This is a genomic window from Streptomyces sp. NPDC003035 (assembly GCF_042888285.1).
Classification (GTDB): Bacteria; Actinomycetota; Actinomycetes; order Streptomycetales; family Streptomycetaceae; genus Streptomyces.
Genome location: NZ_JBIAPJ010000008.1, coordinates 318,283 through 342,923 on the forward strand (window position 1 = coordinate 318,283; position 24,641 = coordinate 342,923).

At 70.3% G+C, this 24,641-nt stretch carries 19 protein-coding genes; 8 read left to right on the forward strand and 11 right to left on the reverse strand.

Annotation, left to right across the window (positions count from 1 at the left end; all coding sequences use genetic code 11):
- Window positions 1-24 precede the first annotated feature (24 nt).
- The gene (locus ACFYV5_RS26220) at window positions 25-1,320 is read right to left on the reverse strand and encodes an NYN domain-containing protein (RefSeq protein ID WP_355111093.1); all 1,296 of its coding nucleotides are present in this window, start codon (window positions 1,318-1,320) and stop codon (window positions 25-27) included.
- A 215-nt stretch (window positions 1,321-1,535) separates the two neighbouring features.
- Between ACFYV5_RS26220 and ACFYV5_RS26225 the strand changes: the two genes are divergently transcribed.
- Window positions 1,536-1,709 carry a hypothetical protein gene (locus ACFYV5_RS26225; RefSeq protein WP_389172397.1) on the forward strand — a complete coding sequence of 58 codons (174 nt, stop codon included), beginning with the start codon at window positions 1,536-1,538 and terminating at the stop codon, window positions 1,707-1,709.
- A gap of 72 nt (window positions 1,710-1,781) precedes the next feature.
- On the opposite strand, the gene dnaE is transcribed toward ACFYV5_RS26225, so the two are convergent.
- Window positions 1,782-5,321 carry a DNA polymerase III subunit alpha gene (gene dnaE / locus ACFYV5_RS26230; protein ID WP_389172399.1) on the reverse strand — a complete coding sequence of 1,180 codons (3,540 nt, stop codon included), beginning with the start codon at window positions 5,319-5,321 and terminating at the stop codon, window positions 1,782-1,784.
- Window positions 5,322-5,476: 155 nt separating this feature from the next.
- On the opposite strand from dnaE, the gene ACFYV5_RS26235 reads away from it, so the two are divergent.
- The 5 genes from ACFYV5_RS26235 to ACFYV5_RS26255 all read left to right on the forward strand — a co-directional run bounded on the left by ACFYV5_RS26235 (window position 5,477) and on the right by ACFYV5_RS26255 (window position 11,587).
- Window positions 5,477-6,802, forward strand: coding sequence for a DUF2252 domain-containing protein (locus ACFYV5_RS26235; protein WP_355111088.1), 1,326 nt, complete (start codon window positions 5,477-5,479; stop codon window positions 6,800-6,802).
- Between the two features lie 63 nt (window positions 6,803-6,865).
- Window positions 6,866-7,552 (forward strand): hypothetical protein, encoded by a 687-nt coding sequence (locus ACFYV5_RS26240; protein ID WP_355111086.1) that lies wholly within the window; start codon window positions 6,866-6,868, stop codon window positions 7,550-7,552.
- 48 nt (window positions 7,553-7,600) lie between these two features.
- Window positions 7,601-8,416 (forward strand): DsbA family protein, encoded by an 816-nt coding sequence (locus ACFYV5_RS26245; RefSeq protein ID WP_389172401.1) that lies wholly within the window; start codon window positions 7,601-7,603, stop codon window positions 8,414-8,416.
- A 218-nt stretch (window positions 8,417-8,634) separates the two neighbouring features.
- Entirely contained in the window at window positions 8,635-10,284 is a 1,650-nt protein-coding gene (locus ACFYV5_RS26250) for an alkaline phosphatase D family protein (RefSeq protein ID WP_389172403.1), read from the forward strand.
- Window positions 10,285-10,621: 337 nt separating this feature from the next.
- On the forward strand, window positions 10,622-11,587 hold the full coding sequence (locus ACFYV5_RS26255) for a zinc metalloprotease (RefSeq protein ID WP_355111082.1): 966 nt from the start codon (window positions 10,622-10,624) through the stop codon (window positions 11,585-11,587).
- A 60-nt stretch (window positions 11,588-11,647) separates the two neighbouring features.
- On the opposite strand, the gene ACFYV5_RS26260 is transcribed toward ACFYV5_RS26255, so the two are convergent.
- A complete protein-coding gene (locus ACFYV5_RS26260; protein WP_389172405.1) occupies window positions 11,648-12,226 on the reverse strand; it encodes a dienelactone hydrolase family protein in 579 nt (192 codons plus the stop codon).
- A gap of 48 nt (window positions 12,227-12,274) precedes the next feature.
- Here ACFYV5_RS26260 and ACFYV5_RS26265 point away from each other — a divergent pair, with 48 nt between their 5' ends.
- Window positions 12,275-13,441, forward strand: coding sequence for a mechanosensitive ion channel domain-containing protein (locus tag ACFYV5_RS26265; protein ID WP_355111079.1), 1,167 nt, complete (start codon window positions 12,275-12,277; stop codon window positions 13,439-13,441).
- Window positions 13,442-13,485: 44 nt separating this feature from the next.
- Here ACFYV5_RS26265 and ACFYV5_RS26270 read toward each other — a convergent pair whose 3' ends face one another.
- From ACFYV5_RS26270 to ACFYV5_RS26290, 5 genes are all read right to left on the reverse strand, one after another.
- Window positions 13,486-15,072 (reverse strand): Na+/H+ antiporter, encoded by a 1,587-nt coding sequence (locus ACFYV5_RS26270; RefSeq protein WP_389172408.1) that lies wholly within the window; start codon window positions 15,070-15,072, stop codon window positions 13,486-13,488.
- Window positions 15,073-15,190: 118 nt separating this feature from the next.
- On the reverse strand, window positions 15,191-15,658 hold the full coding sequence (locus tag ACFYV5_RS26275; protein WP_355111075.1) for a GNAT family N-acetyltransferase: 468 nt from the start codon (window positions 15,656-15,658) through the stop codon (window positions 15,191-15,193).
- Entirely contained in the window at window positions 15,655-16,596 is a 942-nt protein-coding gene (locus ACFYV5_RS26280) for an RluA family pseudouridine synthase (protein WP_389172411.1), read from the reverse strand. Before ACFYV5_RS26280 ends, ACFYV5_RS26275 begins: the two co-directional genes overlap by 4 nt.
- A 41-nt stretch (window positions 16,597-16,637) precedes the next feature.
- Entirely contained in the window at window positions 16,638-17,222 is a 585-nt protein-coding gene (lspA, locus tag ACFYV5_RS26285; protein ID WP_355111071.1) for a signal peptidase II, read from the reverse strand.
- 82 nt (window positions 17,223-17,304) lie between these two features.
- The gene (locus ACFYV5_RS26290) at window positions 17,305-18,252 is read right to left on the reverse strand and encodes a TraR/DksA family transcriptional regulator (RefSeq protein WP_389172414.1); all 948 of its coding nucleotides are present in this window, start codon (window positions 18,250-18,252) and stop codon (window positions 17,305-17,307) included.
- Window positions 18,253-18,808: 556 nt separating this feature from the next.
- Between ACFYV5_RS26290 and ileS the strand changes: the two genes are divergently transcribed.
- Window positions 18,809-21,952: an isoleucine--tRNA ligase gene (gene ileS / locus ACFYV5_RS26295; protein WP_389172416.1), complete on the forward strand. Its 3,144-nt coding sequence runs from the start codon at window positions 18,809-18,811 to the stop codon at window positions 21,950-21,952.
- 433 nt (window positions 21,953-22,385) lie between these two features.
- Here ileS and ACFYV5_RS26300 read toward each other — a convergent pair whose 3' ends face one another.
- The 3 genes from ACFYV5_RS26300 to ACFYV5_RS26310 all read right to left on the reverse strand — a co-directional run bounded on the left by ACFYV5_RS26300 (window position 22,386) and on the right by ACFYV5_RS26310 (window position 24,525).
- A complete protein-coding gene (locus ACFYV5_RS26300; protein WP_355111067.1) occupies window positions 22,386-23,480 on the reverse strand; it encodes a DivIVA domain-containing protein in 1,095 nt (364 codons plus the stop codon).
- A gap of 55 nt (window positions 23,481-23,535) precedes the next feature.
- Complete coding sequence (locus tag ACFYV5_RS26305; RefSeq protein WP_019885526.1) at window positions 23,536-23,826, reverse strand: YggT family protein; 291 nt, start codon at window positions 23,824-23,826, stop codon at window positions 23,536-23,538.
- 78 nt (window positions 23,827-23,904) lie between these two features.
- Window positions 23,905-24,525, reverse strand: a complete 621-nt coding sequence (locus tag ACFYV5_RS26310; protein WP_389172419.1) for a cell division protein SepF — start codon at window positions 24,523-24,525, stop codon at window positions 23,905-23,907.
- Window positions 24,526-24,641: the final 116 nt, after the last annotated feature.

Below are 24,641 nucleotides of genomic sequence, written 5' to 3' on the forward strand. Positions count from 1 at the left end.
GAAGAGCCTACGGGGTCGCTCGGCCTACTCCCCCGCGGGGGCGCGTTCCGCGGCGGCCCGGACGTCGATCTCGCGCCAGAAGCCCGCCCGGATCGCGTACCGGTCGTGCTCGTCGATCTGGTCGTCCTTGTGGGCGAGCAGGCCGAACCTGGCCGCGTACCGGAGCAGTTCGCCGTCGATGCGGTGCGGGATGCGCGGGTACATCACGGACAGTTTCTGGACGTGGCTCTGCTCGGGCAGCCGCTCCATCCAGCGACGGGCGAAGACCTGCCCGACCTCGAAGGGGTCGCCGCCGACGGTGGTGATGTCCTCCTCGCGGTCGGCCCAGCGCTGTTCGGCGCTGGTGAGCTGGGCGAGCGTGGGCAGGGAGGCGGTCTCGGGCGGCTCGCCGAGCGCCCCGCCGGGGCGTTCGATCCAGCCCTTGTCGGAGGACCAGCGCAGCGTGGCGTTGGCGGCCGGCGCGGTGGCCGACGAGGCGGGCGAGGCTGCCGGGGCGCCGGGGCCGCGCAGTCCGGCGAGGTCCTTGGGGGTGGGGACGACCTTGCCGGTGGCCGGCGCGGGTCCGCCGGTCGCCGTTCCGTTCTCGGCGGGCGCGGGAGTCTGCCGGGCCGGTGTCCCGTTGTGTACGGAGGCGGCTGCCGCGGCCGCGGCCTCGGCGGCCCGTTCGGCGGAGGCGGCAAGCGCCGACTCGGGCAGCGGGGCGGACAGGATCGCGGCGATCTCGGGGCGCGGGGCCGGCGGGGGCGCGCAGATGCCGGTGAGGTCCTTGGCGCGGACGGCCCGGGTGATCCAGGCGCGGTCGAGGACGCGGCGTTCGTCGGCCTCGGCGACGAGGTCCTCGGACTGGTTGTAGTCGCCGTCGGCGGCCTGTACGGCCCAGAGGTGGACGGCGACGCCGTGTTCCTTGGCGGACATCAGACCGGGCAGCAGATCGCCGTCGCCGGTCACGAGCACCACGTCGGAGCAGGCGCGATTTCTGGCCAGTTCGGTGAGCTCGGCGTGCATGGCCGCGTCGACGCCCTTCTGGGCCCAGCGGCCGTCGCTGCGGGTCAGGGCGCCGAGCCGGACGGTGACCCGGGGCATCACGCGCAGCCTGCGGTGCTCGGGCTGGGGCACGCGGTCGGGTGCGCCGTCGAACCAGTAGATGCGCAGCAGGGGCTGTTCGGTGTCGGCCTCGGCCCGTTCACGCAGACCCTGGATGAGGGCGGCATGGTCGACGGTGATCCGGGAGCGGGCCGGTTCCCCGGCGAGGAGACTCGCGGCGGCGCCCAGCAGATAGCCGGCGTCCACCAGAACGACGCAGCGGTCCACGTGTTCCACCTTCTTTCGGGAACCTCGGGATCGGAAGTTGCTTCGGATTTCCCCCGAGTCTGCCCGACCTTCGAGAGGTTGACGGCCGGAACTCGATCATCGGCGTGGCGAATGTCACGCCGAGGCCCGCTCACTGTCGGTAATGATCCAAAATGCGGCGGTTCACCCCGTGTGTGAGTCTGGCAGCGGCCCTGGCCCCGAGTTCCCCTAGAGGAGGCATCACCATGGCCAAGAATCGCAAGCAGAACCGAAGTCAGCAGCAGTCCTCGCCGGCCGAGCGCGGCACCCAGCAGGCGCAGCAGTCGTCGATGGAGTCGCAGGCCGAGCACCGCGCCTCGCAGGTGACTCCCGGTGACATGGCTCGCAAGGGCCGGCAGAAGCGCTTCGGTCACAACTGATCGCGCGAAACCCCGGAAGGGGCGCACCCGTGACGACGGGCGCGCCCCTTCCGCGCGTACGAGTGCCGCGCTCTAGCCCGCCAGGCAGGACGGGCCGAGCAGCACCTTCAGATCGCCGAAGAGGGCGGGATCGGGCTGGACCCGGTGGCGGTCGAGCCGCAGGACGGTCGTCTTCCGCGGGCCCTGGAGCTTGATCCGTACCTCGGTGTTGCCCTTGTGGTGCCCCAGGATCTCGCCGAGCCGGCTGATCATCGGCGGGGTGACCTTCACGGTGGGGATGGTCAGGACGACGGGCGCGTTGGTCCCGGCGTTCGACAGGTCCGGCACCATCAGCTCCATGGCGACCAGTCGGGGCACGTCCTCGCGCTTGTCGAGGCGGCCCTTCACGAAGACGACCGTGTCCTCGACGAGCTGGGTGGAGACCAGCTGGTACGTGGCGGGGAAGAACATGCACTCGATGGAGCCGGCCAGGTCCTCGACGGTGGCGATGGCCCAGGCGTTGCCCTGCTTGGTCATCTTGCGCTGGAGGCCGGAGATGATGCCGCCGATGGTGACGACCGCGCCGTCGCTGTGCTCGCCGCCGGTGAGCTGGGAGATCGCCGCGTCCGTCTTGTCGGACAGGACGTGCTCGATGCCGAAGAGCGGATGGTCGGAGACGTACAGGCCGAGCATCTCGCGCTCCTGGGCGAGCAGGTAGGACTTCTCCCACTCGACGTCGGAGAACTCCACGTCCAGGCCGAAGCCGGGCTCGTCGACGGCCTCGTCGCCCATGCCGCCGAAGAGGTCGAACTGCCCCTCGGCCTCCTTGCGCTTGACCGCCACCACGTTGTCGATCATCGGTTCGTGGTGGGCGACCAGGCCCTTGCGGGTGTGGCCCATCTCGTCGAAGGCGCCGGCCTTGATCAGCGACTCGATGGTCCGCTTGTTGCAGACGACCGCCTCGACCTTGTCGAGGAAGTCGGGGAAGGAGGAGTACTTCCCCTTCGCCTTGCGGGTCTTGATGATCGACTCGACGACGTTGGTGCCGACGTTGCGGACCGCGGAGAGGCCGAAGAGGATCACGTCGTCGCCCTGGGCGGCGAAGTTCGACTCGGATTCGTTGACGTTGGGCGGCAGGACCTTGATGCCCATGCGGCGGCACTCGTTGAGGTAGACCGCGGACTTGTCCTTGTCGTCCTTGACCGAGGTCAGCAGACCGGCCATGTACTCGGCCGGGTAGTTGGCCTTCAGATACGCGGTCCAGTAGGAGACAAGGCCGTACGCGGCGGAGTGCGCCTTGTTGAAGGCGTAGCCGGCGAAGGGGACCAGCACGTCCCAGAGGGCCTTGATGGCCTCGTCGCTGTAGCCGTTCTTCTTGGCACCGGCCTGGAAGATGGTGAAGTTCTTCGCCAGCTCCTCGGGCTTCTTCTTGCCCATCACGCGGCGGAGGATGTCGGCCTCGCCGAGGGAGTACCCGGCGATGATCTGGGCGGCCTTCTGCACCTGCTCCTGGTACACGATGAGGCCGTAGGTGACGCCGAGGACCTCCCGGAGCGGCTCCTCCAGCTCGGGGTGGATCGGGGTGATCTCCTGCTGCTTGTTCTTGCGCAGGGCGTAGTTCGTGTGCGAGTTCATGCCCATCGGGCCCGGCCGGTACAGGGCGGACACGGCGGAGATGTCTTCGAAGTTGTCGGGCTTCATCAGCCGCAGCAGCGAACGCATGGGGCCGCCGTCGAACTGGAAGACACCGAGGGTGTCACCGCGCTGGAGCAGTTCGAAGGTCTTCGGGTCGTCCAGCGGCAGGGCCAGCAGGTCGAGGTCGATGCCCTTGTTGGCCTTCACCATCTTGACGGCGTCGTCCATGATGGTCAGGTTCCGCAGGCCCAGGAAGTCCATCTTCAGCAGGCCGAGCGACTCGCACTGGGGGTAGTCCCACTGCGTGATGGTGACGCCGTCCGTGTGCCGCACCCAGATCGGGGCGTGGTCGACGATGGGCTCGCTGGACATGATCACGCCGGCCGCGTGCACACCCATCTGCCGGACGAGGCCCTCCACGCCCTTGGCGGTGTCGATGACCTTCTTCACGTCCGGCTCGTTCTCGTACATCGCCCGGATCTCGCCGGCCTCGCTGTAGCGCGGGTGCGAGGGGTCGGTGATGCCGTTGAGGTCGATGCCCTTGCCGAGGACGTCGGCGGGCATCGCCTTGGTGAGCCGGTCGCCCATGGCGTACGGGTAGCCGAGGACGCGGGCCGAGTCCTTGATCGCGTTCTTCGCCTTGATCTTGCCGTACGTGCCGATCATGGCGACCTTGTCCGAGCCGTACTTCTCCGTCACGTACCGGATCACCTCGACGCGCCGACGCTCGTCGAAGTCGATGTCGACATCGGGCATCGAGATGCGCTCGGGGTTGAGGAAGCGCTCGAAGATCAGACCGTGGGGGATCGGGTCGAGGTCGGTGATGCCCATGGCGTACGCGACGATCGAGCCGGCCGCGGAGCCTCGGCCGGGGCCGACGGCGATGCCCTGCTTCTTCGCCCACATGATGAAGTCGGCGACGACGAGGAAGTAGCCGGGGAAGCCCATCGAGATGATGGTGTCCATCTCGTACTCGACCTGCTTCATGCGGTCCTCGGGGATGCCGTCCGGGAAGCGGCGGTGCATGCCCCGCATGGTCTCCTCACGGAACCAGGTGACCTCGGTGTACCCCTCGGGGATGTCGAACTTCGGCATGAGGTTCTTGGCCTCGAACATGCCGGAGACATCGATCTGGTCCGCGACCAGCTGCGTGTTGGCGCACCCCTGCTGCCAGGCGTCCGAGGAGTCGATGGCGTACATCTCGTCCGTGGACTTCAGGTAGTAGCCGGTGCCGTCGAACTTGAAGCGGTCCGGGTCGGAGAGGTTCTTGCCGGTCTGGATGCACAGCAGCGCGTCGTGGGCCGTGGCCTCGTGCGCGTACGTGTAGTGCGAGTCGTTGGTGACCAGCGGCGGGATGCCGAGCTTCTTGCCGATCTCCAGGAGCCCGTCGCGGACCCGGCGCTCGATCTCGATGCCGTGGTCCATCAGCTCCAGGAAGTACCGGTCCTTGCCGAAGATGTCCTGGTACTCGGAGGCGGACTTCAGGGCCTCGTCGAACTGGCCGAGGCGCAGCCGGGTCTGCAGCTCACCGGAGGGGCAGCCGGTGGAGGCGATCAGGCCCTCCGACCACTGGGAGATGGTCTCCTTGTCCATCCGGGGCCACTTCTGGAGCCAGCCCTCGGCGTACGCGTCGGAGGAGAGCTTGAAGAGATTGTGCAGTCCGGTGGCGTTCGCCGCCCAGATCGTCTTGTGGGTGTAACCACCGGAACCGGAGACGTCGTCCCGCTTCTGGTGCGGCTGGCCCCAGAGGATCTTCCGCTTGTTCCGCCGCGACTCGGGGGCGACGTACGCCTCGATGCCGATGATCGGCGTCACCCCGGCCTTCTTGGCCGAGTGGAAGAAGTCGTACGCCCCGTGGAGGTTGCCGTGGTCGGACATGGCGATATGGGTCATGCCCATCTCGTTGCACGCGTCGAACATGTCCTTGAGCCGCGCGGCACCGTCCAGCAGCGAGTACTGGGTGTGGACGTGAAGGTGCGTGAAGGGCGGCTTGGTCACGGCGGAAGGCCTCCAAAACAGTCTGGGGGGACAGCGTGGAAGTCTACGTCTCTCCAGTGACAGGGGGCGGGCACTCGGGGGTACCGTCGCGCGTTGGAGACACGGAACACCTGTCCTATTTGTCATGCACGATTTTGCACCAGGAGGCACTCTCGATGTCGGTCCCGCAGCCCACCGCCGAGCAGCGCGGTGAGCACATCCTCACCGTCTTCGACACCGCCTTCGGTGAGCTCCTCGCCGCCGACCCGGCCGCCTTCCGCGTCAAGTTCCGGAAGATGGCCGGCTCCGCGTTCGCCTTCTACCGGGGCACGGCGTGCCTGTTCTACGCCGACCTGGAAAGGGAACGCCACGGCGGCCCGTACCTGGACGAGCGCACCGGCCGGGTGTGGATCCACGGCGACCTGCACGCCGAGAACTTCGGCACCTACATGGACGCCAACGGCCGGCTGATCTTCAACGTCAACGACTTCGACGAGGCGTACGTCGGCCCCTTCACCTGGGACCTGAAGCGGCTCTCCGCCTCCCTCGCGCTGATCGGCTACACCAAGGCGCTCGGCGACGAGCAGATCACGGAGCTGGTACGGATCTACGCCGCGGCCTACCGCGAGCGCATCCACGCCCTGGCGACCGGCGCCAAGAATGACGAGGTGCCGCCCTTCACCCTGGACACGGCCGAGGGCCCGCTCCTGGACGCGCTGCGCGTCGCCCGCTCCCTGACCCGCTTCGGGCTCCTTGACTCGATGACGGAGATCCGTGACTTCGAGCGCCGCTTCTCCTCCGGCGGCGGCTCGATCGAGCTGGACGCGGCGACCCGCTACAAGGTCCTCGCGGCCTTCGACGGCTATCTGGAGACCCTGCCGGAGTCCTCGCTCGCGCGCCCCGACTCGTACCGGGTCAAGGACGTCGTCGGGCGGCGCGGGATCGGCATCGGCTCGGCCGGCCTGCCCTCGTACAACATCCTCCTGGAGGGCAACAGCGACGCCCTGGAGAACGACGTCGTGATCTACATGAAGCAGGCCCAGACGCCGGCCGTCTCGCGCCATGTGACGGACGCGGCGGTACGGGAGTACTTCCAGCACGAGGGGCACCGCACGGTCATCTCCCAGCGGGCGCTCCAGGCGCACGCAGATCCCTGGCTGGGTTGGACGGAGCTGGACGGCTCGGGGCAGCTGGTCGCGGAGGTCTCGCCGTACGCGGTGGACCTGGACTGGTCGGACATCGACGACCCGGAGGAGATCGCGGCGACCGTGGCCGACCTCGGCCGGGCGACGGCGACGATGCACGCGGCGGCGGACGACTCCAGCGGCCACTCCCTGGTGCCGTTCTCGACGGAGCGGGCCATCGACGCGGCGATCGCCGCCGACGAGGAGGGCTTCGCCGACCTCCTGGTGGACTTCGCGCACAGCTACGGGGCACGCGCGCGTGCCGACCACCAGATCTTCGTCGATCTGTTCCGCAACGGCCGGATCCCCGGCCTGTAGGGCCCCTTCACAGCTCGCCCTTAAGAGGCTCTTACAGGAAGGCATGGCACACTCTCCAGCGCGATGGACATATCAGGGACGCGGCTCAGGGGGCTGCGGGCGGCGCTCTTCACGGCACTGGTCGTGACGCTGTCCGCCGGCTCCCATGTGCTCCTGTCCCAGGTGCCGCTGCCGCTGCTGACCCTGGGGCTGCTCTCGGCCGGCGTGTTCGCCGTCGCGTACGCGCTGGCCGGCCGTGAGCGCGGCTTCGGCCCGATCGCCGGGCTGCTGGTGCCGCTGGAGCTGGCGGCCGACACGGTCTTCACCACCGGCCAGGCGGTCTGTTACGGCGCCGCGGGCGGCCCCGTCGCCGGTTCGCTGCGCGCGGTGGGCGTGGACGTGCTCTGCGGCGGCGCCGTGGGCGCCCCGCTGCCGGGGGTCGCCGCCCCCGAGAGCGGGACCGCGGCCGCCCTTCTGAACTCACCGGACCCGGCCGTGCCGTGGCTGCTGCTCGCGGCCCATGTGTCGGTCGGGCTGTTCGCGGCGGCCTGGCTGCGGCACGGCGAGCGGGCGCTGGCCCGGCTGGTCGGCGCGGTGGCGGCCTTCGCGTTCCGGCCGCTGCTGCTCGTCGCCGCGCTCCTGGGCGCCCCTCGCCCGGCTCGCGGCCGCGGCGGACGCCCCATGGGCCGGCCGCGCCGGTCCCGTACCCGCCTCCTCGTGCACTCCGTCGGACGGCGTGGACCGCCGTGCTCGGGCTTCGCCCTCGCCTGAGCACCGCAGTCCCCCATTTCTCGTCCCGACCTTCCGGAGATCACGACCATGAGTTCACGCAACAGCCAGGCCAACAAGGCTGCCGCCCGTGAGCGGCTGCGCATCGAGCGCGAGCGCCAGGCCAAGAAGGACAAGGCGCGTCGCCAGGTGACCGTCGCCGTGTCGGCGGTCGCCGTCCTGGCGGTCGCCGGTGGCATCGGCTACGCCGTCGTCCAGGCCAACAAGCCGTCCCACTGGGAGGCGGTGGCGAAGGAGTCGAACGTCACCGCACCCAAGAACACCGAGGGCACGAACGGCACCACGGTCGTCATCGGCAAGCCGACCGCGAAGAAGACGCTGGAGATCTACGAGGACTCGCGCTGCCCGGTCTGCGCGACCTTCGAGCAGCAGGTCGGCGCGACGGTCGACAAGGACGTCGAGGCCGGCAAGTACAAGGTCAAGTACGTCGGCGCCACCTTCATCGACAACGTCGACCAGGGCGAGGGCTCGAAGAACGCCCTGTCGGCGCTGGGCGCGGCGCTGAACGTGAGCCCCGAGGCGTTCCTGACGTACAAGTCGGCGCTCTACTCCGCGAAGTTCCACCCGGAGGAGAGCAAGGACGAGTTCGCGAAGGACTCCTACCTCCTGGAGGTCGCGGACTCGGTCCCGGCGCTGAAGGGCAACGCGGAGTTCAAGAAGAACGTGGAGAACGGCACCTTCGACGGCTGGGCGATGAAGATGTCCGCGGCGTTCGACGACAGCGGTGTGACGGGCACGCCGACGCTGAAGATGGACGGCAAGACCCTCACGGCCGCGGGCAGCAAGAACCCGCCGCTGACGGTGGAGGAGTTCAACGCCGCGCTCGCCCCGGCGCTCAAGGGCTGACCCGGGGGCCCGGGCCCGGGGGCCAGATCGGGGGGCCGGATCCGGGGGCCGGGTCCGGGGCCGGGCTGACGACGGCACGGGTCCGCGGAGGCGGCAGCCCCCCGCGGACCCGCCCCGAACAGGCGGCACGGACGATTCACGTCCGCCGGGCGACGAGTGCGCGAACTTTCCGGTTTTCGCCTGCCTGTTCGGCATACTGATCAGTAATCTGACTGCCCGTGACCAGTCGACACATATCCCCCGCCCCCACCCGCCGCTCGGTCGTGAAGGCGGCCGCCGTCACGGCCGTCGCCGCGCCGGCGCTGGTGGGCGCCGCCTCCCCCGCGTTCGCGGACACCGAGGCACCCGCGTTCCTGCACGGCGTCGCCTCCGGCGACCCGCTGCCCGACGGCGTCCTGCTCTGGACGCGCGTCACTCCCACCTCCGACGCCCTGCCCGGTTCCGGCAGAGGCCCCGACGTCCCGGTCGGCTGGGAGGTGGCCGAGGACCGGGACTTCGCCCGGATCGTGGCCCGTGGCACGACGACCGCCACGGCCGCCTCCGACCACACGGTCAAGGTGGACGTCCGGGGCCTGCGCCCGGCGACCGCCCACTGGTTCCGCTTCACGGCGGGCGACACCGTCTCCCCCGTCGGCCGCACCCGCACCACGCCGGCCACCGACGCGGCCACGCCCGGTGTCCGCTTCGGCGTCGTCTCCTGCGCCAACTGGGAGGCCGGCTACTTCTCCGCGTACCGGCACCTCGCGGCCCGCGCGGACCTGGACGCGGTCCTGCATCTCGGCGACTACCTGTACGAGTACGGCACCGGCGGCTACCCGGCGGAGGAGCACGTCGTACGGCAGCACGAACCGCGCCACGAGATCGTCTCGCTGGCCGACTACCGCACCCGGCACGCGACCTACAAGACGGACGCCGATCTGCGGGCGCTGCACGCCACGCACCCCGTGATCGCGATCTGGGACGACCACGAGATGGCCAACGACGCCTGGTCGGGCGGGGCGGAGAACCACACGCCCGGTGCCGAGGGCGAGTGGGCGGCCCGGGTCGCCGCCGCCAAGCAGGCGTACTTCGAGTGGATGCCGGTCCGCGCCTCCACCGAGGGCACGGTCTACCGGCGGCTGCGCTTCGGCACGCTGGCCGATCTGCACCTGCTCGACCTGCGCTCCTTCCGCTCGCAGCAGTCGAGCGTCGGCAACGGCTCGGTCGACGACCCGGAGCGGACGCTCACCGGCCGGGCCCAGCTGGACTGGCTGAAGTCCGGCCTCGCCGGCTCCGACGCGACCTGGAAGCTGGTCGGCACCTCGGTGATGATCTCGCCCGTCGCCTTCGGCGCGCTGCCGGCCCATCTGCTCGGCCCGCTCGCGGAGCTGCTGGGCCTGCCGAAGGAGGGTCTGGCGGTCAACGTCGACCAGTGGGACGGCTACACGGACGACCGCCGGGAGCTGCTCGCGCATCTGACGCAGCGGTCCATCCGGAACACCGTCTTCCTGACCGGTGACATCCACATGGCATGGGCCAACGACGTGCCGGTGCAGGCGGCGACGTATCCGCTGTCGCAGTCGGCGGCGACCGAGTTCGTGGTGACCTCGGTGACCTCGGACAACCTCGACGACATCCTCCGCGTGGCACCGGGCACGCTCTCGGTGGTGGCGGCCGGGGCGATCAAGGCCGCCAACCGCCATGTGAAGTGGGTGGACATGGACCACCACGGCTACGGCGTGCTCGATGTGACCGCCGAGCAGTCGCAGATGGACTACTACACGGTCTCCGACAGGACGAAGGCGGACGCGACGACCGCCTGGTCGCGCTCCTACCGGACGCGAAACGGAACGCAGCGCGTCGAGCGGGTGTACCAGCCGGTGCGCTGACCTTGCGCTGACATGACCTCATGGTCGATTTTCGGCCATGATCCAGCGTGTTAACGGACGATCACATCCCCACGGCGGGTGGTGAATTCGGGCGCCTTAATCCGGACACACCACCCGCCTTCGGCCGTGCGTTCGTTACGCCCACGTCTCAAACTCCGGAACGGGCGAAAGTTTTTCTTCCCGATGCCCCAGTTTGCCGCACGAATGATTGGGCTTGATCGATGCTCATCAACGTCTGACATGGACCCGTAATCTCCCCGCGGTGGCGAGGAAGTGCCTCTCCACAACCCCCCGCGAGGAGTCACCTGTGCGTGCTCTTGTTCGTATATCGCCGCGTATGTCACGTCGTGTGCTCGGCACCGCGGTCATGGCCGGAACCCTGGCCCTGACCCCCCTTTCCGCCCCGTCGGCGGCCCCGACCGCCACCACCTCGGCCGCCGCTCTCTCCGCCGAGGAGTGCGTGGAGGAGGCGGACGCCCACTCCGGCGCCCGCAAGGCCCGCGGCGCCGACTCCCACGGTCACGAGCCCAACGAGATCTCCGCCGCCCAGGCCAAGGCCATGGACGCGGACCTGAAGAAGAGACTGGAATCGGTTCGAGCCGGCGGCATGAACTCCACCGCCGCCGTGGTCAACATCCCGGTCTACTTCCACGTCGTCCACAGCGGCACCACGGGCAAGCTGAGCGCCACGGCCATCAACAACCAGATGGCGGTCCTCAACTCGGCCTTCGGCGGCCAGGGCACCGGCAACGTGAACACCAACTTCCAGTTCACCCTGGTCGAGACCACCTACACGGACAACCCGAACTGGTACAACCTGTCCTCCGGCTCCACCGCCGAGAAGGAGATGAAGTCGACCCTGCGCAAGGGCGGCGCCGGCGCGCTGAACTTCTACACCGCCAAGCTCAGCGGTGGCCTGCTCGGCTGGGCGACCTTCCCGTCCTCGTACAACTCCAACCCGTCCATGGACGGTGTCGTCGTCCTCGACGCATCGCTCCCGGGCGGCTCCGCCGCCAACTACAACGAGGGCGACACCGCCACCCACGAGGTCGGCCACTGGATGGGGCTGTACCACACGTTCCAGGGCGGCTGTAACGGCAACGGCGACTACGTCACCGACACCCCCGCCGAGAAGAGCCCGGCGTACGAGTGCCCGACCGGTCGTGACAGCTGCGCGTCCAAGACGGGTGTGGACCCGATCCACAACTTCATGGACTACACGTACGACGCCTGCATGTACCAGTTCACCTCCGGCCAGGTCACGCGGATGAACGACATGTGGACCGCGTACCGCGCCGGCTGAGAACCGATGCTCTGAGAAAGGGCGCGGCGGGAGAGCCCCCGCCGCGCCCTTCCGCGCGTCCTACAGACCCTCCAGGAACTCCAGGGCGATCGACCAGGTCCGCTCGGCGGCGGCCTCGTCCCAGTCCGTCAGGTCCGGGTCGGTGAACAGATGGCCGGCGCCCGGGTAGCGGTAGACCTCCACGTCCGCACCGGCCTTGCCCATCCGCAGATACCAGGACGTCAGCCAGTCGTGCGACTCGAAGGGATCCGGGTCGGCGATGTGCAGCTGTACGGGAAGGTCGTCGACGGACGCGCTTTCCGCGATGTCCGAGGTGCCGTGGAGCAGGAGCAGCCCGCGCGCCTTCTCGTCGCCCAGGGCCAGCGTCTGCGCGACCGAGGCGCCGAAGGAGAACCCGGCGTAGACGAGTCCGCGGTCCGAGTAGGGCGCGGAGGCGAGGACGGCACGCTTCAGCAGCTCCTCCTTGCCGATCGACGTCTGGAGCTCCATCCCCTCCTCGACCGTCTGTGCGGTTTGACCCCCGAAGAGGTCGGGCACCCGAACCTGGTGCCCGGCGGCCCGCAGCCGCTCGGCTGCGGCCTCCACCGCCGGACGCAGCCCGTAGGTCGAGTGGAAAAGCATGATGTCCATGCGGTCCATCCTGCCAGCCGGGCCCCCATCCCCGGAGAACACGGAGGCCCCCCGTCCATGGACAGCGTGCTACGACCCCTTCTCGTCGTCGGCGGATCGGTCCTGCTCACCCTGGCGGCCGGCTGGGCCGCCGACGTACTGCTGCGCCGGATCGACGCCCGCCACCCCGAGACCCCGCTGTGGGGACTGCTCCGCCGCTGCCGGATACCGCTGCAGGCGGTGCTGCTCGCCTCCGTCCTGCGCGGTACCTACCGCGAGACGCACTGGCGGCCCATCGAGGAGCACGCGGCGGGAATCGGCCAGTGCCTCTCGCTCGTCCTCATCGGGTCCAGCGCCTGGCTGGTGACCCGGATCGCCGCGGCCGTCGTGGAGTCGACCTTCGCGCGGTACGCCTCCACCACCCGCGACCCGGCCCGCGTCCGCCGCGTGCGCACCCAGGTCACCCTCATCATGCGGATCGTGACGGCGGTCGTCGCCGTCGTCGCGGTGGCGGCCATGCTGCTGACCTTCCCGGCCCTGAAGACCGTCGGTACGTCGATGCTGGCCTCGGCGGGCATCATCGGGATCGTGGCCGGCATCGCCGCCCAGTCCACCCTCGGGAACCTCTTCGCCGGCTTCCAGATCGCCTTCGGCGACATGGTCCGGCTCGGCGACACGGTGGTGGTCGACGGCGAGTGGGGGGTGGTCGAGGAGGTCACGCTGACCTTCCTCGCCGTACGGACCTGGGACGAGCGCCGCATCACGATGCCGGTCTCGTACTTCACCAGCAAGCCCTTCGAGAACTGGTCGCGCGGCGGCGCCCAGATGACCGGCACGGTCTTCTTCCACCTGGACCACTCGGCCCCGGTCGCCGCGATGCGCGACAAGCTGAAGGAGATCCTGGCGGACTGTCCGTCCTGGGACGGCCGCGACTGGAGCCTGGCCGTGACGGACACCACGCCCAGCACCCTCCAGGTGCGGGCCGTGGTCACGGCCAAGGACGCGGACGACGTGTGGACCGTGCGGTGCACGGTCCGGGAGCAGCTCGTCGCCTGGCTGGCCGAGGAGCACCCGTACGCCCTTCCCCGGATCGCGGTGTCGGACGCCGTCCCCGCGCCACGGGACGGCCGGAGCCTGCTCGACGCCCCGCCGCCGCGGGCCGACGAGGTGCACAGCAACAACGCCGGCTTCACCGACGCGCTCCGGAAGGACGAGGCCGAGCCGCCCCGCCACGGCCGCGGCTGACGCGAGCGGGCGGGTGCGGCGGGGGGGCGGGCACGGGGACGGCGTCACCGCATGCTGCGCACGTCCAGCTGGCGCAGCACCCGGTCCACCACCTCGGGGTCGGTTCCCGGCTCGCTCCGTGCCGAGAGCACCTCGTGGCGGGCGGCCGACATCATCTCCCGGTGGATGCGGTGGACCGCCTTGAGCCGCCCGGCCCGCTCGGCGAAGACCGCCCGGAGCTCCTCGTCGAGCACGTCCGGACTGATCCGCGCCCCGATGTCGAAGGCCCCGCGCAGCAGCCTCTCCTGAACCTCGTCGGGCAGCTCCTCCACCTCCTCGATCTCCTTGAGCCGGCGCTTGGCGGCCTTCGCCGCGCGGAGCGCGAGCTGCCGTTCCAGGGCGCGCTCCGCGTCCGTGTCGGCCTGGACGCCGAGCCGCTTGACCAGCCAGGGCAGGGTGAGGCCCTGGAGCACCAGGGTGGTCATGATCACGCAGAAGGCGATGAAGACGATCTCGTCCCGGCCGGGGAACGGCGCACCGTCCTCCGTACGCAGCGGAATGGCGAGCGCCAGCGCCACCGAGGCCACCCCGCGCATCCCGGACCACCACATGACGACGGTCTCCCGCCAGCTCACGGGGATCTCCTCGGCGTAGTCGCGGCCGGTGTGCAGCCGCTTGGCCAGCCAGGTGGCGGGCAGCAGCCACAGCAGCCGTACGCCGACGACGACACCGGTCACGGCCGCGCCCCAGCCGAGCATCTCGCCCATACGGCCGTCGGCGGTACCGAAGACGTTGTGCAGCTCGAGTCCGATGAGACCGAAGGCGATACCGGTGACAAGGGTGTCGACGATCTGCCAGAAGGTCTGGCCCGCGAGCCGGCCCATGACGTCGTCGGCATCGAGCGCGTGCTCGGCGAGGTAGAGGGCGACGACGAGGACGGCGAGGACGCCGGAACCGCGCAGCTCCTCGGCGAGGACGTAGGCGACGAAGGGGACGAGGAGGGTGAGCCCGGTCTGGAGGGTGGGCTCACCAAGGACGCCCATGAGCTGGTTGCTGAGCCAGCCGAGGACGAGCCCGACGGCGATGGCGACGACGGCGGAGAGGACGAGCTCGGCGCCCGCGCCTCCCCAGGAGAACGTGCCGCCGACGGCCGCGCCGATCGCCACGTGGTAGAGCACGATCGCGGTGACGTCGTTGAAGAGACCCTCGCCCTCCAGGATCGAGACGAGCCGGCGCGGGAGCCCGAGCGAACCGGCGACGGCGGTCGCGGCAACCGGGTCGGGGGGCGCGACGAGCGCGCCGAGCGCGACGGCGGCGGCGATCGGGAGCCCCGGCACGAGCGCGTTCGCCATGGCGGCGACGGCGGCGGTGGTGACGAAGACGAGGGCGACGGCGAGCAGGAAGATGGGCCGTCTGTTGGCCGCGAACTGGCGCCAGGACGTGCGCTGCACGGAGGCGTAGAGGAGCGGGGGGAGGACGAGCGGAAGGATGTACTCGGGCGGGATCTCGACGTTGGGGACGAAGGGCAGGAAGGCCAGCACGATCCCGATGAGGGTCATGAGCACCGGGGCCGGCAGCCCGAGCCGGTCCCCGAGCGGCACGGTGAGCAGCGCGCCGAGCAACAGCAGGAACAACAGGGCCAATTGATCCACGGGGGCGCCCTTCCGGCCTCACACCAGGGTCGATGATCGTGCCTCAACCCTGCCACGCGGCAGTACGAATCCGCCCAAAGCGCCGTGCGGCGCCGCTCACGTGGACCTCGCGGACGTCCTAGAGGACCCGCCGCATCGCGCGGTGCGGTATCCCCGCGTCCTGGAACTCGGGACCGTACGCCTCGTAGCCGAGCCGCTCGTAGAAGCCGAGCGCATGCGTCTGGGCGTGCAGGTCCACCGCTTCCAGGCCCCGCTCGCGCGCCGCGTCCTCGATGGCGCGGACCAGGGCCACGCCGACCCCCAGGCCGCGCGCGGCCCGGGTGACCGCGAGCCGGCCCAGCGAGCCGACGGACGCGTCGGCGCCGGTCTTGCCGACCGCGTCCTCGCCGTGGAGCAGCCGTCCGGTGCCGAGCGGCAGTCCGTCCTCACGGACGGCGAGGACGTGCACGGCCGTCTCGTCGTACCGGTCGTACTCGATCTCCTGCGGCACGCGCTGCTCGACCACGAAGACGTCCCGCCGCACCGCGAAGCAGGCCTCGCGGTCCTCCTTGCCGGCCGCCTCCCGTACGGAGAAGCCGGTGCTCACGCGCTCTCCGCCTCGATCCGGTCCAGCGCGTTCCGCAGGTCCGCCGGGTACGCGCTCTCGAACTCGACCCAGCGCCCGTCCGAGGGGTGCTCGAAGCCCAGCCGTACGGCGTGGAGCCACTGCCGCGTCAGGCCGAGCCGCTTGGCCATCGTCGGGTCCGCGCCGTAGGTGAGGTCGCCGACGCAGGGGTGGCGGTGGGCCGACATGTGCACCCGGATCTGGTGGGTGCGGCCGGTCTCCAGCTTGATGTCGAGCAGCGAGGCAGCGCGGTACGCCTCGATCAGGTCGTAGTGCGTCACCGAGGGCTTGCCCTCGGCGGTCACGGCCCACTTGTAGTCGTGCTGGGGGTGGCGGCCGATCGGCGCGTCGATGGTGCCGCTCATCGGGTCCGGGTGGCCCTGGACCAGCGCGTGGTAGCGCTTGTCGACGACCCGCTCCTTGAACTGCGCCTTGAGCAGCGTGTACGCCCGCTCCGACTTGGCGACGACCATCAGGCCCGAGGTGCCGACGTCGAGCCGGTGCACGATCCCCTGGCGCTCGGCGGCGCCGGACGTGGAGATGCGGTAGCCGGCGGCGGCGAGGCCGCCGATGACGGTCGTCCCGGTCCAGCCCGGGCTGGGGTGCGCGGCCACCCCGACCGGCTTCATGATCACGACGATGTCGTCGTCGTCGTGGATGATCTCCATGCCCTCCACGGGCTCGGCCACGATCTGCACCGGCGCCGGGGCGCCGGGCATCTCGACCTCGAGCCACGCGCCACCGCTGACCCGCTCGGACTTGCCGACGACGGCGCCGTCGACCTGGACCTTCCCGGAGGCGGCCAGTTCGGCCGCCTTCGTACGGGAGAACCCGAACATACGGGCGATGGCGGCGTCGACGCGCTCGCCCTCCAGGCCGTCGGGAACGGGCAGCGTGCGGATCTCGGGACTCGTACTCACCCGTCGAGTATGCCTTGTGCCGCGGACACCCGGTCCCGCGCTCAGTCCTTGTGGACGGTCCCGTCCGGGTCCAGGCCGCGGAAGGACAGGATCACGATCAGGAAGCCGCCGCAGACGATCGCCGAGTCCGCGAGGTTGAAGACGGCGAAGTGGGCGGGCGCGATGAAGTCCACGACCGCGCCCTCGAAGACGCCCGGCGAGCGGAAGATCCGGTCGGTCAGGTTGCCCAGGGCGCCGCCGAGGAGCAGGCCGAGCGCGATCGCCCACGCCGTGCTGTAGAGCTTGCGCGCCAGCCGGATGATCACGACGATCACGACCGCCGCGATGCAGGTGAAGATGATCGTGAAGGCCTCGCCCATGCCGAAGGCCGCGCCCGGGTTCCGGATGGCCTCGAACCTCAGCAGGTCACCGATGACCTGGATCGGCGCGTGCCCCTCCAGCTTGGCGACCACGAGCATCTTGCTGCCGAGGTCGAGCAGATAGGCGACGAGTGCGACCACGAGCAGCGCGGCGATCCTGCGCTTGCCCCTGCTCTGCTCGGCGGGGGCGGCGGCCTGGCCGTCAGCGCCGTCCGCGTCGTCCGCGCCCGAATCCGGCGTACCGATGATGCGCTCCGCCTCTGCCACGTGAGTCCCTCAACCTAGGTGCCCTGACTGTGCACGAGGGTACGGCACACCCCCGTCGGACCGTCAGGGCAGCCGAGGTCCGTCAGCCGCGGCGCTCCTGCTTCTGCTTGTCCTCGACGCACAGGGTGGCCCGCGGGAACGCCTGCATGCGCGCCTTGCCGATCGGCTTGCCGCAGACCTCGCACAGGCCGTACGTGCCCGCGTCCAGCCGCTCCAGGGCGTGCTCTGACTGCTCGAGCATCTCGCGGGCGTTGGCGGCCAGGGCCAGCTCGTGCTCGCGGGTGATGTTCTTGGTGCCGGTGTCGGCCTGGTCGTCGCCGGCGCCGTCCCCGGAGTCCCGCATCAGCCCGGTCAGCTCCTCCTGGGAGTGGAGCAGCTCGGCGCGGAGTCTGAGCACCTCGCTCTCCAGCCCGGCGCGGGCCTCGGTGACCTCCTCGGGCGTCCAGGGTTCCTCGCCGGGGCGCACCGCGAGCTCACCGGCACGCGCCTGCGGGACCGCGACCTCACTCTCGGCCGTCGTCACGCCACCCGCGGTCTTCTTCGCTGCCACCGTCCTGGCTCCTGTCTGCTCCACCTGCGCCGCGGAAGCGGCCTTCTTCTCGACCGCGGCCTTTTTGGCCGGGGCTTTCTTCGCCGGGGCCTTCTCGGCCGCCGGGGACTGCTTCGTGGCCGCCTTCTTGGCGACCGTCTTCTTCGCCGGGGCCTTCTCGCCCGCCGGAGCCTTCTTCGCGGCCGTCTTCTTCACGGCCGTCTTCTTGGCTGCCGTTTTCTCGGGAGCCATGTTCCCGGCCGTGGCCTTGGACGCTTTGGACGTCGCGTCGACCGTGGGCTTCGGCGCGGATTTCGCCGTGCCGTCCGCCTTCGTCGCCGTCTTGGTCGCCGTCTTGGTCGCCGTCTTGCGTGCCGGGGCCGCCGAGTCCACCTTCTTCGTGATCGTCGTCTTCTTGCCGGTGGCGTCCTTGGCCGTCCCGGCCGTACCGGCGGAACCGGCGGCCGAGGTCTTCTTCGCGGCGGTCTTCTTCGCCACCATGTCGCGGCCCCTTCACATTTTGTGATCTTGCTCGCGAATCGTGCTGGGACGATAAATCGGCCCAAGGCCCGCGGCAACGGGGCTCGCCGCCGTTTCGCACCCGCCCATGCCCGCGGCATGTCGAGCCTGCCTCCGTTGTGCCCAGCTCCCCGCCCGGTAATCCGCCCCACCGCGACGGCCGGGAACCCGCCGATGGCCATATGGCCATTCGGGTCACGCGGACGCCCCGGCGGGCCGCCGGAAAAGCGGTCTGCCGACCCGCCCCCGGGCCCGTACACTGGGCGGAGCGAAAGGCTTGGATGGGGACGAGTAGCGTCGTACGCAGCCATGAGCGACTCGGGGACGGTGAGAGCCCGGGGGCGAGCCCGATGTGAAGCATCACCCCGGAGCCGCCGGAAGAAAGCCGTGAGGCGAGTAGAACCGGCATCGCGACCTCAATGAGGGGGCCACGGGCGCACGCCCGGGGCCAAGGAGGGTGGTACCGCGGGAGCCGCGCAGCACGGCGCTCTCGTCCCTCCGGACGGAAACGAAGCAGTCCGCCGGAGGAAGCTCGCCGATGAAACCGCCGCAGTACCGCCAGGTGCCCGCTCAGGTCGACCTGCCCGCGCTCGAGCACGCCGTGCTCGACTTCTGGCGCGAGAGCAAGGTCTTCGCCAAGACCCTCGAACAGTCCGAGGGCCGCCCCGAGTGGGTGTTCTACGAGGGCCCGCCCACCGCCAACGGCATGCCCGGGGCCCACCACATCGAGGCCCGCGTCTTCAAGGACGTCTTCCCCCGCTTCCGGACCATGCGCGGCTACCACGTGGCCCGCAAGGCCGGCTGGGACTGCCACGGCCTGCCGGTCGAGCTCGCCGTCGAGAAGGAGCTCGGCTTCTCCGGCAAGAAGGACATCGAGGAATACGGCATCGCCGCGTTCAACGACAAGTGCCGGGAGTCCGTGACCCGCCACACCGACGCCTTCGCCGAGCTGACGACGCGCATGGGCTACTGGGTCGACCTCGACGACGCGTACCGGACGATGGACCCCGAGTACATCGAGTCGGTCTGGTGGTCGCTCAAGCAGATCTTCGACAAGGGCCTGCTCGTCCAGGACCACCGCGTCGCCCCGTGGTGCCCCCGCTGTGGCACCGGCCTCTCGGACCACGAGCTCGCGCAGGGGTACGAGACGGTCGTCGACCCCTCCGTCTTCGTCCGCTTCCCGCTGACCTCCGGCCCGCTGGCCGGCCAGGCGGCGCTCCTGGTGTGGACGACGACCCCCTGGACCCTGGTCTCCAACACGGCGGTCGCCGCGCACCCCGAGGTCACGTACGTCGTCGCCACCGACGGCGACGAGAAGCTGGTCGTCGCCGCGCCGCTGCTGGAGAAGGCACTCGGCGAGGGCTGGGTGACCACGGGCGAGTCCTTCACGGGCGCGGAGATGGAGCGCTGGACGTACCAGCGCCCCTTCGAGCTGGTGGAGTTCCCCCACGAGGCGCACTACGTCGTGAACGCCGAGTACGTCACGACCGAGGACGGTACGGGTCTGGTCCACCAGTCCCCCGCCTTCGGTGAGGACGACCTCAAGGTCTGCCGCGCGTACGGCCTGCCGGTCGTGAACCCGGTCCGCCCCGACGGCACCTTCGAGGAGGACGTGCCGCTGGTCGGCGGCGTCTTCTTCAAGAAGGCGGACGAGGCGCTCACCGCCGACCTGGGCGCGCGCGGCCTGCTCTTCAAGCACGTCCCGTACGAGCACAGCTACCCGCACTGCTGGCGCTGCCACACGGCGCTGCTCTACTACGCGCAGCCGTCCTGGTACATCCGTACGACCGCGGTCAAGGACCGTCTCCTCCAGGAGAACGAGAAGACGAACTGGTTCCCGGACTCGGTCAAGCACGGCCGCTTCGGCGACTGGCTGAACAACAACATCGACTGGGCGCTCTCCCGCAGCCGCTACTGGGGCACCCCGCTGCCGCTGTGGCGCTGCGAGGACGACCACCTGACGTGCGTGGGCTCGCGCGCCGAGCTGACCGAGCTGACGGGCACGGACCAGTCGGAGCTCGACCCGCACCGCCCGTACATCGACGACGTCACCTTCCCCTGCACGGCGGAGGGCTGCGCGAAGACCGCCACGCGCGTGCCGGAGGTGATCGACGCCTGGTACGACTCGGGCTCGATGCCGTTCGCGCAGTGGGGCTACCCGTACAAGAACAAGGAACTCTTCGAGTCCCGGTACCCGGCGCAGTTCATCTCGGAGGCGATCGACCAGACGCGTGGGTGGTTCTACACGCTGATGGCCGTGGGCACGCTGGTCTTCGACAAGTCCTCGTACGAGAACGTGGTCTGCCTGGGCCACATCCTCGCCGAGGACGGCCGCAAGATGTCCAAGCACCTGGGCAACATCCTGCAGCCGATCCCGCTCATGGACCAGCACGGCGCCGACGCGGTCCGCTGGTTCATGGCGGCCGGCGGCTCGCCGTGGGCGGCGCGGCGCGTGGGCCACGGCACGATCCAGGAGGTCGTGCGCAAGACCCTCCTGACGTACTGGAACACGGTCGCCTTCCAGGCGCTGTACGCCCGTACGTCGGGCTGGGCGCCGAGCGAGGCGGACCCGGCGCCGGCCGAGCGCACGGTCCTCGACCGCTGGCTGCTGAGCGAGCTGAACGCGCTCGTCGACCAGGTCACGCAGGCGCTGGAGTCGTACGACACCCAGCGCGCGGGCAAGCTCGTCTCCGCCTTCGTGGACGACCTGTCGAACTGGTACGTGCGGCGTTCCCGCCGCCGGTTCTGGCAGGGCGACGCGGCGGCGCTGCGCACCCTCCACGACGTGATCGAGACGGTCACGCGTCTCATGGCTCCCCTCACCCCGTTCATCACGGAGCGGGTGTGGCAGGACCTGGTGGTTCCCGTGACGCCGGACGCCCCGGAGTCCGTCCACCTCTCCACCTGGCCGGAGCCGGACCTGGCCGCCGTCGACCCGACGCTGTCCTCGCAGATGAACCTGGTCCGCCGCCTGGTGGAGCTGGGCCGGGCGACGCGGGCGGAGTCGGGCGTGAAGACGCGCCAGCCGCTGTCGCGCGCGCTGGTGGCGGCGACGGGCTTCTCGGAGCTCTCGCCGGAGCTCCGGGCCCAGATCACGGAGGAGCTGAACGTCTCCTCGCTGGCGTCGCTGTCGGAGGTCGGCGGCTCGCTGGTCGACACGACGGCCAAGGCCAACTTCCGGGCCCTGGGCAAGCGCTTCGGCAAGGGCGTACAGGACGTGGCGAAGGCGGTCGCGGCGGCGGACGCGGCGGCGCTCTCGCTGGCGCTGCGCGGTGGCGAGGCCGTGGTGTCCGTGAACGGCGAGGACGTGACCCTCTCCCCCGAGGAGGTCATCATCACGGAGACCCCGCGCGAGGGCTGGTCGGTCGCGTCGGACGCGGGCGCGACGGTGGCGCTGGACCTGGAGATCACTCCGGAGCTCCGCAAGGCGGGCCTGGCGCGTGACGCGATCCGCCTGATCCAGGAGGCCCGCAAGAACAGCGGCCTGGACGTGGCGGACCGGATCGCGCTGCGCTGGACGTCGGACTCGGCGGAGACCGCGGAGGCCCTGACGGCCCACGCGGAGCTGATCGCGGACGAGGTCCTCTCGACGGACTACGCGACGGGCCCGGCCGACGACACCTTCGGCACCCCGTTCACGGACGAGGGCCTCTCCCTGACGTTCCGCCTCCGCAAGGCGTAACACCCCCAGAAGGGCCCGGCCTCCGTGGGGGGCCGGGCCCTTCCACATCCCCGCCCCGCGGCGCGGAGCCGCCGCAGCCAACCTCCGCCGGGGCGCGAAGGCAGCCCCCACCCCTCCCTGCGGCGCGGAGCCGCCGCACCCACCCCGGGGGGCGCGAAGCGCCGGACCCCGGTCGGCGACGGGAGCGCGGCCCCACCCAACCCCCGCCCCGCGGCACGAAGCCGCCGCGCACCGCCGCGCGGCGCGGGGCGGAGTCCCGTCGGTGCCGTGGCCCGGGGGCTGGGGCGGAGCCCCAGTGGTGGGGGAACGGCCCGCCGCAGGCGCCCCGCTCCCCCACCCCCCGCACATGGCAAAGGGCCGGGCCCGGGACAAAGTCCCGGGCCCGGCCCTCAGCCTGCCGACGGCTACGCGCTCATCGCGCGACCCGCCGCCGTCAGTTGTCGTCCTCGTCGATCAGGAAGCCGCGCATCGGCGCCGGCGCCTGCTGCATCGGCTGCGGTGCCTGCGGGCGGACCGGAGCCATCGGCTGGGTCATCGCCGGGGACATCTGCTGCTGACCGCCGTAGGACGGGGCGCCGCCCATCGACGGACCGCCGCCCATCGTGCCGTTGCCGCCGTACGACGGGGCGCTCGCGCCCGCCGAGGCCATCGACGGGGCCGGCGGCAGGGAGGCCGTCGCCGGCGTCCGCGGCGGAGCCAGCGAGTCGTCGGCCTGGGTCTCCAGCTGGCGCAGCTGCGACTCGAGGTAGGACTTCAGACGCGTGCGGTACTCGCGCTCGAAGCCACGCAGGTCCTCGACCTTGCGCTCCAGCGTCGCGCGCGCGGACTCCAGCGAGCCCATCGCGACGCGGTGCTTCTCCTGCGCGTCCCGCTCCAGCGCGTCGGCCTTGGCGCGCGCGTCGCGCTCCAGGCCCTCGGCGCGCGAACGCGCCTCGCCGACGATCTTGTTGGCCTCGGAACGGGCCTCCGCGATCGCCTGGTCGGCCGTCTGCTGGGCCAGCGAGAGCACGCGCGCGGCGCTGTCCCCGCCCGGGCCCTGCTGCTGCATCGGCTGCTGCATCTGCTGCTGCTGCGGGTGACCCATCGGGCCGCCCATCTGCTGGCCCATGGGGCCGCCCTGCATCTGCCCGGGGCCGGGGCCCATCGGGCCGCCCTGCATCGGGCCGGGGCCGTGGCCGCCAGGACCGGCGGGAAGCTGCGGCGCACCGGACGGCAGCTGCGGCGGACCCATCTGCGGGGGCTGCTGCTGAACCGGCGGTCCGGATATGGCGGCGGGCACGGGGGCGCCGGGACCGACGGGACGATCCTGCTGCTCCGGCGGCTTGCGCATGCCCTGCTGCTGGTTCTGCGCGGCGGCACGCGTCGCGGCGGCCAGCTTGGCGCGCAGGTCCTCGTTCTCGCGGAGCAGGCGGGTCAGCTCGGCTTCGACCTCGTCGAGGAAGGCATCGACCTCGTCCTCGTCATAGCCTTCTCGAAGGCGGACGGTCGTGAACTGCTTGTTCCGCACGTCCTCGGGAGTCAGCGGCATCTCTTCTTCACCTCTACGTAGTCGTCGGCAGTCGGCAAGACCGTATCGTCCACATTCACCTCGCGAAGCTGCTCACGATGGAGATCAGGATGTAGACGATGATCATCAGAACGAAGAAGGACAGGTCGAGTGCCACGCCCCCGAGACGCAGCGGCGGAATGAACCGCCGCAGGAGCTTGAGCGGTGGATCGGTGACAGTGTAGGTGGCCTCCAGAACGACCACCATCGCCTTACCGGGTTGCCATGAACGGGCGAACTGGAAGACGTAGTCCATGACCAATCGGAAGATCAGCACGATGAGGAAGCACATCAGAGCGATGTAGACCACTTGTAGTGCGACGCCCATCCCGTGCTTCCCTCTCCCCTGGCTCTCGTGCTCTCGCTCGACCGACCTCGCGGCCGGTCCGTTCCGGTGTCGTATTTCTCAGCTCTGGTTGAAGAATCCGCCCTCTGCGATCCGGGCCTTGTCCTCCGCCGTGACATCGACGTTAGCAGGCGACAACAGGAAGACCTTCTGCGTCACGCGCTCAATGCTGCCATGGAGCCCGAAGACGAGTCCCGCGGCAAAGTCGACAAGTCGCTTCGCATCGGTGTCGTCCATCTCCGTGAGGTTCATGATCACCGGGGTGCCCTCGCGGAAGTGTTCCCCGATGGTACGGGCCTCGTTGTAGGTCCTGGGGTGCAATGTCGTGATGCGGTAGGGCTCCCGCTCGGACACAACCTTGGGCATGATCACCGGCGCGTTCTTCTCCATGCTCGGACGTTCGGGTGTGATGGATGCCACGGGGGCAATTCGGGCCGGACGTCCGCTTTCCGCGTGTACCGGGACAGACTGGGCGACAGGCTCACGCTGGGCGGGCGGCTGCACCACGCGCACCGGCTCCTCCCGCTCGATCTGCCGCGGGGGCTGGTGGCGCCGTTCACGCTCGGGCTCGGGTTCCAGCTCGGGTTCGAAGTCGTCGTCGGGGTCGAACCCCCGGCCGTCGTACCCATCGTCCTCCACGAGGCCGAGGTAGACCGCCATCTTGCGCATCGCGCCGGCCATTCTCTGAGTCCTCCGCTCTGTGGTGGATCGGCCTCGTCACCAAGTGCCCGCGATCCACGAGGTCTGCCCGCCATCGGCGGGAATGACCATATTTTCTGCTGTGGTCCGACTTGCTT